Origin of the sequence: Gardnerella sp. KA01002, assembly GCF_049244015.1 — a bacterium.
Classification (GTDB): domain Bacteria; phylum Actinomycetota; class Actinomycetes; order Actinomycetales; family Bifidobacteriaceae; genus Bifidobacterium; species Bifidobacterium vaginale.
Genome location: NZ_CP058365.1, coordinates 1299861 through 1309464, shown reverse-complemented (window position 1 = coordinate 1309464; position 9604 = coordinate 1299861). Strand labels below are relative to the sequence as shown.

The 9604-nt window shown below is 44.3% G+C and carries 6 protein-coding genes, 3 tRNA genes and 1 riboswitch; of the genes, 7 read left to right on the top strand and 2 right to left on the bottom strand.

Features of this window, described 5'->3' with window-relative positions; all coding sequences use genetic code 11:
- The first annotated feature begins 215 nt into the window (after nt 1–215).
- The 3 genes from HXT60_RS05075 (at nt 216) to HXT60_RS05065 (ending at nt 3067) form a co-directional block, all read left to right on the top strand.
- Complete coding sequence (locus HXT60_RS05075) at nt 216–692, top strand: holo-ACP synthase (RefSeq protein ID WP_004114448.1); 477 nt, start codon at nt 216–218, stop codon at nt 690–692.
- A gap of 218 nt (nt 693–910) precedes the next feature.
- Nucleotides 911–984 (top strand) — tRNA-Gly (locus HXT60_RS05070).
- Nucleotides 985–1156: 172 nt separating this feature from the next.
- Nucleotides 1157–3067, top strand: coding sequence for a glycoside hydrolase family 25 protein (locus tag HXT60_RS05065; RefSeq protein WP_421790937.1), 1911 nt, complete (start codon nt 1157–1159; stop codon nt 3065–3067).
- Between the two features lie 86 nt (nt 3068–3153).
- Here HXT60_RS05065 and HXT60_RS05060 read toward each other — a convergent pair.
- Both HXT60_RS05060 and HXT60_RS05055 read right to left on the bottom strand, forming a co-directional pair.
- Nucleotides 3154–3234 (bottom strand) — tRNA-Leu (locus HXT60_RS05060).
- Between the two features lie 37 nt (nt 3235–3271).
- Nucleotides 3272–3344: transfer RNA gene (locus HXT60_RS05055), tRNA-Thr, on the bottom strand.
- 315 nt (nt 3345–3659) lie between these two features.
- Here HXT60_RS05055 and pgi point away from each other — a divergent pair.
- The 4 genes from pgi to HXT60_RS05035 all read left to right on the top strand — a co-directional run bounded on the left by pgi (nt 3660) and on the right by HXT60_RS05035 (nt 9543).
- Nucleotides 3660–5354, top strand: coding sequence for a glucose-6-phosphate isomerase (gene pgi, locus HXT60_RS05050; RefSeq protein WP_174190809.1), 1695 nt, complete (start codon nt 3660–3662; stop codon nt 5352–5354).
- Between the two features lie 165 nt (nt 5355–5519).
- Nucleotides 5520–5680: riboswitch (M-box (ykoK) riboswitch) on the top strand.
- A gap of 105 nt (nt 5681–5785) precedes the next feature.
- Entirely contained in the window at nt 5786–5998 is a 213-nt protein-coding gene (locus tag HXT60_RS05045; RefSeq protein WP_226913173.1) for a hypothetical protein, read from the top strand.
- A gap of 137 nt (nt 5999–6135) precedes the next feature.
- Nucleotides 6136–7884: an ABC transporter permease gene (locus HXT60_RS05040; protein WP_410313191.1), complete on the top strand. Its 1749-nt coding sequence runs from the start codon at nt 6136–6138 to the stop codon at nt 7882–7884.
- Between the two features lie 108 nt (nt 7885–7992).
- A complete protein-coding gene (locus HXT60_RS05035; RefSeq protein WP_004138653.1) occupies nt 7993–9543 on the top strand; it encodes a nitrate/sulfonate/bicarbonate ABC transporter ATP-binding protein in 1551 nt (516 codons plus the stop codon).
- Nucleotides 9544–9604 lie beyond the last annotated feature (61 nt).

Below are 9604 nucleotides of genomic sequence, written 5' to 3'. Positions count from 1 at the left end.
CACATGCTTAAGCAGGTAGTAGCGTGCGTAATTTTCTGGCGTTTGCTGTCGTTTTGTAGTTTTGGAAAACATTTGCCGGTGATTTTTTCGGCGTTTGCTACTGCAGTAAAAGCGCGTAAGTGATTGTTGATTTAAATATATTTTATACAAGATTTTATATAGTATTTTTGCGTAGAACATAAAAAAGTATGTATATGTGCTAAAAGTAGGTGTGTATGATTGCAGGAATAGGGCACGACTTGGTAAACGTTGCGCAGTTTGCTGAGCAGATGCATGATGGCGATGGTTGGCGTGCTCTGTTTTCTCAGAGAGAGCTTAGACAGTGCGCCATGCGAGCGAACTCAAAAAACGACGCTGAGGCGATGCATATTGCAGCGCGCTGGGCTGGAAAAGAGGCAGTTATAAAAGCGTGGTGCGAGGCTTTATCTTCGTTTGGAGATGCAAAATATCCTTACACGCTAGATAACACACCGTGGTCGAGTATTGAGATTTTAGATGATTCTCGTGGTTGCCCAAGTGTCCATCTTAATGATGCTGTTAATGAAAAGCTTATGCAATCTTTGAGCACGGTTCCTATGATTAATGCACAGAATGGCTTTTCTATTAGATGGCATGTTTCTTTGAGCCACGATGGTTTGCTCGAAGATGCATCTGCAATCGCCTCTGCGTTTGTGATTCTAGAAATAGCTTAGATATTTGCGATTTGCACTGTATGGTTTTGTTTATTTTTTTTCCCGCGTTTGTTGTCGTATTTGCATAAAAAGGGAACAAACACGGGAATGTTAATTGTGTGGTACAACGCTCTTGAGAATCTAAGTGGAGTGTCGTTAGTTGTTTTATGTCAAAATCATCTGTATAATTGTTCGAGTCGCTGTTTTGGGGTCTTATAAAAATTCCATTACGTGCAATTGCGGATGTAGCTCAATGGTAGAGTATCAGTCTTCCAAACTGATGACGCGGGTCCGATTCCCGTCATCCGCTCCACTTGATTTCTGTGATTTCTTTGATTCCGATTGTTCTAAATATATCGTGATTAGTCATAGTTATTTTTGTGTTTTTTCGTTATTCTGATTTGCGATTTGTTTCTTTACTGTTTGCGCATATTGCTATGGTTGTATGAGGTAAAAACACGTAAAAGCATATCTCTGGAGGAGTTGTGGGACAAATTATTGTACGTGTAATTGCAAGTTTAGTTTCTGTTGCTGCTGCATTTGTTATGAACGTTTCTCCATCTATTAATGTTGAAGGACGTGGTGTTTTTGAAGGCTCTGCTTCTAGTTCATCAAGAAGTTCATTAAGAAGTGCCAAAAATAATGCAATAAAAAGTGCAGATAATGGGAATAGTAATTCTGCTGAAGATAATCGTTTGAATGGTTTTGCCGATGGTGATGCCAATAATCCTGATTTTAAGTTGCCTTCAAAAGTGGCGTCGTCATTTAAGAATAGTGACGAAGTAGTTTCTTCAAAATATGCTCTTACATCTACTGGTCATTTGAAATCTCTTAAAACTGGCGATATTGTTACTGATCCTAAAATTATTGGTACTAAAGACAAGCAGCCAGATCCTCTTGCTAAGAGCGATGGAAGACGTTTTACGCCTATTACTGTTGGAGATTTGCGAAAAGCAATTAAGCGCTACAATTCTACGAATTCTACAAATTCTGCCAATCCTTCCAAAGTTCGTCTAATAAGCTCAAATCAGCCTATTCCAGACGAGTCTAAATCTTCTGCTAAAGCAAAAGATTCAACAATATTGTCTTCTAAAACAGCCACAACAACTGATGGTATTGTTCGCAAAGCCTATTTGCCTGTAACAAATTATGGTGTGGAATGGGAAGATTACAATGGTTCTCAATCATTCTTTGATGGCAACGGAAACATGTTTGCTTATAACGCTAGAGGTGTTATAGATGTTTCTGAACATCAGCATGAAATTGATTGGGCTGCTGCTAAAGCCGCTGGAGTAGAAGGTGCAATAATTCGCATCAGCTACGGTTGGGATAATGGCTACGATAAGTATGCTGTACGAAATATCAACGAATGCAAGCGTTTAGGTATTCCTTTTGGAGTTTATGTTTATTCCTACGCTGAAACGCCTTCTGATGGCGCTTCCGAAGGTGCCGATGTGGCAAGGCTTTTGCAAGGTGCTGGAGTTAATCCAAGTGACCTTTCATACCCTGTTTACTACGATTTGGAAAGATGGGAGTGGGCAGGGCATCAACCACCTACTGATCCATACGTTTATCAGAATATTGTCGCATCGTGGTGGAATCAGCTGGCTTCTGCTGGATACACTAATCTAGGTGTTTATTCTTATGCTAATTATTTAAACGGTCCGCTTAATTCCCAATATATTCACGATCGTACAAGCTGGGTTGCTAGCTATGGTGCCACTACGCTTTTTAACATTACAACACCATTAGGCGGCTGGCAGTACACTTCTAGCGGTTCTGTATCTGGAATTCAAGGTAATGTTGATTTAAATGCATTTGGTACTAGGCCAACTACGCCTACAAGCCGCGCTCACATCGATTTTACGTGGATTATTCGCAGTAACGATATAGCTGTAGGTGCCGCAGCAAGTAGTAGTATTTACAATCATATGGAATATCGCTGGCTTGCTTACGATTTGCTTAATAAGCAGTGGAAGACTATTTCTGACTGGTCTGTTAGCAATTGGGCTTCTTGGGTGACAAGCAACGGTGATTATTGGCTTCACTGTGATGTTCGTGATTCGTTCACTAAGAAGCCTTTGGGTAACAAAACCATTGCTTTCCATTATGAGATTCAAAATGCACCGGCTCCTGTTTTTACAGGTGATACCGTGATTTCTGGCACTTATGCGGCTTGGCGTGGTAGCAATGTTTTACTAGGTGCTACTACAAATAATCCTAATGGTTACACGATTATCAAAATATATGACTATAACGCCAAACAATGGGTGAGCCAATTTAAGGGTCCATGGGCTTTGTGGAGTCCTAAACCTGGAATTTATTGGACACATTTTGAAGCCTACACATCTAATGGTACACTCAAAGATACTAAGACTTATGCTTTTGGAGTGTAGTTTTAGACTAAGAGTTAATATTTTCTCTGGTTGTTTCGTTTAAGAGAAAAAATGGACCAGGTGCAATAGCATCTGGTCCATTTTTGTGCGCGAGATGGGACTTGAACCCACATGTCGTAAGACACAGGAACCTAAATCCTGCGCGTCTACCATTTCGCCACTCGCGCTTAAATCGCCTAAAACAAGCGAAAAAGAAACTTTAAGAGCCACTTGACAGAATCGAACTGTCGACCTTCTCATTACGAGTGAGACGCTCTACCGACTGAGCTAAAGTGGCAATTTGCCCGAGAAGCATTCGCGACTCGCGCACAAATCAAATACTATATATTAATATTTGCAATTTGTCTAGCATGACGCGCCGCAAATGTTCGCATGTGTTCTAGTCAAAGTGTATTTCTGTCCGCTTTTGTGAGTATCTTGGCAATTGGAAGATAGTGATGCACAAGTTCCACTTTGCGCGCATTTACACGTGTTTACTTTATAGTTCACTATGATTCTCGATGATTATTGTGATTAAAACGTGTTCAAGTGTGCCTAAAGATTGATAAAACAAGGCATCACGTCACTTCATTCAAGATGAAAGGACCAAGAAATGGCCATCAATCCACCAGTTGACGCCGTTAAAACACCTGAATGGGCTGCTTTGCAGAAGCACTATGATGAATTGCAGTCCGAAGGCGTGAGCCTGAAGAAGTGGTTTGCTCAGGATGCAAATCGCGTGGATAAGTTGAGCTTCGAAGCTGGAGACCTCCACTTCGATCTTTCTAAGAATTTGATTAAGCCAGAGACGCTTAAGCTTTTCGCCGACCTTGCAAAGGCAGTTAAGCTTGATGAGCGCACTAAGGCGATGTACACTGGCGTGCACATTAACAACACCGAAGATCGTGCAGTATTGCACACCGCTTTGCGTCGTCCAGCCGAAGATGCTGGTAAGTTCATGGTAGACGGTCAAGATACCGTTGCCGACGTGCGTGAAGTGTTGGGTCGCATTTACGATTTTGCTAACGAAGTTCGCTCCGGCGCTTGGAAGGGCGTTACTGGCAAGAACATCAAGACCGTTGTAAACATTGGTATCGGCGGCTCTGATTTGGGTCCAGTCATGGTTTACGAAGCCTTGAAGCCATATGCTGACGCTGGAATTAGCGCTCGCTATGTTTCTAATATCGATCCAAATGATATGGCAGAGAAGACCAAGGATTTGGATCCAGAAACCACGCTTTTCATCATTGTTTCCAAGACTTTCACCACTTTGGAGACTTTGACCAACGCTCGTACCGCTCGTACCTGGTTGCTTAATAAGCTTCAGGAGTGCGGTGCTATTGACGGCAGCGACGCAAAGAAGGCTGAAGCTGTTGCTAAGCACTTCGTGGCTGTTTCCACCAATCTCGAGAAGGTTGAAGAGTTCGGCATTAACCCAACCAACGCTTTCGGATTCTGGAACTGGGTTGGCGGCCGCTACTCTGTGGATTCCGCTGTTGGCACTTCTTTGGCTGTAGTTCTTGGACCAGAGCGCTTCGAAGAGTTCTTGAAGGGCTTCCACGCAATCGATACTTACTTTGCCGAAACCCCATTCGAGAAGAATGTTGTTGTGCTTCTCGGTATGCTCAACGTTTGGTACCGCAACTTCTACAAGGTTGCTTCTCACGCTGTGCTTCCATACGATCAGTACTTGCACCGTTTCCCAGCTTATTTGCAGCAGCTCACCATGGAATCCAACGGTAAGTCTGTGCGCTGGGACGGCACTCCTGTAACAAGCGAAACCGGCGAAATCTTCTGGGGTGAGCCAGGCACCAACGGCCAGCACGCTTTCTACCAGTTGATTCACCAGGGCACTCAGCTTATTCCAGCTGACTTCATTGCTTTCGTGAACACGCCAAATCCTACTAAAGATGGCGATCAGGATGTGCACGAGCTCTTCTTGGGCAACTATCTTGCACAGACTAAGGCTCTTGCTTTCGGAAAGACGGCAGACGAAGTTCGCGCTGAAGGAACTCCAGAAGAGATTGTTCCAGCTCGCGTATTTAGCGGAAACCGTCCAACCACTTCTATCTTTGGTGAAGCTTTGACTCCATTTAGCTTGGGCGAGTTGATTGCTCTCTACGAGCACATCACCTTCGTCGAAGGCACTGTTTGGGGCTTGGATTCCTACGATCAGTGGGGTGTGGAGCTTGGCAAGCAGCTTGCAAAGCAGATTACTCCTGCAATCTCTAAGGATGACGATGCTTTGGCAGCTCAGGATGCTTCTACCCAGAGCTTGATTCGCTTCTATCGCGCTCATCGCAAGTAAGTGAGTGTGTAGCAATCTTATTTGATTGTTGATTTAAAGCCTCTTGTTGATTAAATTCTTCAAGAGGCTTTTTGCGAATCGACTTGCATGAGCGCTTAGAGCGTAGCGCGCGAATGCACTTCGATTCAAAAATAGGTTGACACAAGAGCAGTGATAATTTATAATGAGCACGGTCGGTAGGTAAGGCTACCACGGGGATACGGGTTGCTGCCGCAACACAGTGGAGACACTGCAAGTTGGTCAACAGTCGTTGTCGATTTCAAGGCTTCGACTAATGCAACACCACCGCCCTGCGAAGCTGAAGCTTGAACGACAAGATTAAGGTTGATTTCTTTTGATTTAAAAATCACCTTGTGTCTTCTTGCTTGCCGTCCGGTTCAATGATGATACGGTTTTGCGTTGGCGCGCACAAGCTAGAGGAGGTGATTGCCGTGAAACATGACAGTAGCAGTAGTACCAGTTGTAATCAAAGTGCTAATACAGTTAATGCCGTTAGTGACGATTCAGACAGTATTAGTAGTAGTACGGACGTTCCCCCTGAATATACAAAAGATGAATATAAAAAACCGGCAGTCACCGCCAAAATGTTTGCGATTACAGGTTTTGCGATTAAAGATTTTATTTTATTTGATTTGTTGGGATAAGTCGCCAGCAACCGCGCGCTAAATAAGCGCTTCTAAAATAAAGTCTGAAATTCTAAGCAAAATTTAAGATAAATGCAAAAAATAGTGGTGATAAGCGGCAAACGCGTGTAAAAATACGCGTTCCCAGAGGACTTATCATGACAATATTTACAACATCTGGAAAAAACGGTGCTAGTACGCAAGTAGACGAAAACACTCGTTTTTGGTCCGACATTATTGTGTGCGTTGGTATAATCGCGCTTTTTGGATTAAGCGCTTTCCTTTTGCAGCGCATTAACCAGCCAATTGGACCTAAAGGAATACCTTCCACGGTTTCAACCGACCTTATTAATTTGCCTTACTACACGCTTAGATCCGTGTTTCGTATGATGCTTGCGCTTATTGCGTCGCTGATTTTTACGATTGTTTACGGATCTCTTGCAGCGCGCAGCCGCCGACTAGGCAAGGTTCTTATTCCGTTGCTAGACATTTTGCAATCCGTTCCAATTCTTGGCTTCCTTTCAGCTACAGTAACGATTTGGCTGGTGATTTTCCCAGGATCGATGATGGGCGTTGAAGCCGCTTCGATTTTTGCAATTTTTACAAGCCAGGCTTGGAATATGACTTTCTCGTTCCACCGTTCGCTTTTAAGCGAGCCAAAAGAGCTAGATGAGGCAGTGCGCAGCTTGCAACTTACGCATTGGCAGCGATTCTGGGTACTAGATATGCCAAACGCAATGATTCCGCTGCTTTGGAATTGCATGATGAGCGTTGGCGGCGGATGGTTCTTCCTTACTGCTTCCGAAATGATTTCCGTAAACAATCACACTTACGCGCTTCCTGGAGTAGGTAGTTTTGTGGCGCAATCTGCAGCAGAAAACAAGCTTGGAAACATTTGGTGGGCTATTTTATCCATGATTGTTGTTGTGCTAGCGATTGACTTCTTCCTTTGGAAGCCGCTTACCGCCTGGGCAGAACGATTCCGCATAACTCAAAGCGCATCCGACGAAGAACGAAAGAGTGCTGTTTTGACACTTATTCGTCATTCGCATGCCGACGAAGTTATTAGCAAGCTGTTTTCTCCGATTCGCGAATGGCTTGAAATTATTACACGACCATTCGGACGCACAGGTTCACAGTGGCCGCGTAAAGCATCACAGCGTAAACTTGGCGACTTGGTTTTCAACATTGTTATGGCTGTGCTGATTTTGGGGCTTGCTGCTCAAATGCTTTACTTTGTAGCAACTCGCACAGGTTTGCAGGAGTTCGCTACAGCTGGAGCGTTAGGAGCTTTAACTTTTGCTCGCGTAGCTGTGTTGATTTTTGTAAGCTCGCTGATTTGGGTTCCAGTAGGCGTATATATTGGCATGAATCCTAAGATTTCGCGAATTATGCAACCTGTTGTGCAAATTCTGGCTAGCTTCCCAGCAAACTTTGTGTTCCCATTTGCAATGATGTGGTTTATGGCTTGGCATATTGACCTTGGATGGGGAAGTATTATTTTGATGGCGCTTGGCACGCAATGGTACATTCTGTTTAACGTTATTGCAGGCGCTAGCGCGATTCCAGACGATTTACGAGAAATGGCAAGAAGCTTTAGATTAAATCGTATGCTCAAGTGGAAGGCTCTTGTTTTGCCTGCGATTTTTGGGTCCTGGTGCACTGGCGGAATTACTGCCGCTGGCGGTGCTTGGAACGCTTCGATTGTGTCAGAGATTGTGGAATACGGCAAGAATCACATGGCAACTCAGGGTTTGGGCGCGTATATTACGAATGCAACAACCGTTGGTGATTCTGTAAAAACGCTTGTGGGAGTAACGGTTATGAGCTTAATAGTGGTGTTAAGTAATCGACTGTTCTGGACGCCTTTGCAAAGGTATTCGGCAAAAAGATTTGTTTTGAATTAATCGACTAATCAATCGACTAATCAATCGAATAAATCAAATAAACTACGGAAAATTAAACTTTTTAAGTTTATAAACTTTTTAACTTTATAAAACAGATTGGCAAATATTATGAACACTTTGAACAAAACCGCAGAAAAGGCTGCGCAGAATTTGGCTGCGCAATCTTCAGTTACAAGCGATATCATCGACGCAAAACACATAACTCAAAGTTTCACATCGGATAGTGGAACTACTCAGCACGTACTTCACGATATATCGTTTACGTTGCGCGAAGGCGAAATCGTTGCAATTCTAGGGCGTTCTGGCGCTGGAAAATCAACCTTCTTGCGAACAATGGCAGGCTTAATTCAGCCAACAGAGGGAACTGTAACGTATCGCGGTCGTGAGCTTACTGGTCCAAACCCAGGGGTGGCAATCGTTTTCCAAACATTCGCACTTATGCCATGGCTTACAGTTCAAGACAATGTGGAGCTTGGTTTGCGCGCTAGAGGCGTTAGTAAAGAAAAGCGCACGGAGCTTGCTCTCGCAGCAATTGATGCTATTGGTTTGGACGGCTTTGAAACAGCGTACCCAAAGGAGCTTTCTGGCGGCATGCGTCAGCGCGTAGGTATTGCGCGCGCGCTTGTTTTGCGTCCAGATGCTCTGTTTATGGACGAGCCATTTTCTGCGCTTGACGTCCTTACAGCAGAAAATCTTCGTCAGGAAGTTCTTAAGCTTTGGTCTAGTGAAGAGCGTGATATCAAGTCTGTTGTAATCGTTACGCACAATATTGAAGAAGCTGTGCAAATGGCAGATCGCGTGGTGGTTTTGGGATCTCATCCTGGGCATTTGATTGCAGACGTGCAAGTTGATTTGCCTCGCCCGAGAGACAAACATAGTGCTGAATTTGAGGCGATGGTTGATAATCTTTATGCGATTTTGACTGGTTCTATGCCAGAGGGTGAATCTGAGCCAGATAATACTGATACAACGGTTGCTGGCGACTTGTCTGGTGCAGATGGCGATTCTCAACCTGTGGAACAGACGGATGCGGAAGAAACAGAGGCTGCTGCAATCGCCGACATGCTTATTCAAAAGCATCACGACGCGGAGGCAGAAGCTAAGCAAAACGAGGAGCAGGCGGATGCGGGGGAGCCGAAGCCTGAGCCTGTTGCTGTGCACTTGCTGCCGAACGCAACGCCAGGAGGAATGGCAGGTTTGCTAGACGTTATTTCGGAAGAGCCAGATGGCATTGATTTGGCTGATTTGGCTGCGGATTTGTCGTTTGAAATCGATGACTTGTTCCCACTTGTAGATGCTGGAACAATGCTTAATTTGCTTACAGCAGAAAATGGTCATATTACTATTACGCCAGCAGGTCAAGAATGGCATAATGCCGACATTTTGCACAGCAAGCAGGTGTTTGCGCGTCTTGCAATTGAGCATGCTCCTCTTGTTCATGCAATTGATCAGGCTTTGAGCCGAAACCGCAATGGCAAGCTTCGTGGCGAGTTGATTTTGGATTTGCTTCGCAGCAAGCATACGGACGCCTTGGCTCGTCAGCAATTTGATATTGCGATTAGCTGGGGTCGTTATGGTGAGCTTTTTGACTACGATGCCGATGATGACGAATTAACCCGTACTGTTGAGACGGCGCCGCTTAATGGAGTTGCGCGCTGAAATAGTGCGAAATAATGCTCAATAATGTCCATTATTGAGCATAGATTTGTGTTTTGTATGC

Bases quoted from the DNA above. Each gene is read 5' to 3' on its own strand.
- HXT60_RS05035 (WP_004138653.1), top strand. From the start codon at position 7,993: ATGAACACTTTGAACAAAACCGCAGAAAAGGCTGCGCAGAATTTGGCT.
- HXT60_RS05075 (WP_004114448.1), top strand. From the start codon at position 216: ATGATTGCAGGAATAGGGCACGACTTGGTAAACGTTGCGCAGTTTGCT.
- pgi (WP_174190809.1), top strand. From the start codon at position 3,660: ATGGCCATCAATCCACCAGTTGACGCCGTTAAAACACCTGAATGGGCT.
- HXT60_RS05040 (WP_410313191.1), top strand. From the start codon at position 6,136: ATGACAATATTTACAACATCTGGAAAAAACGGTGCTAGTACGCAAGTA.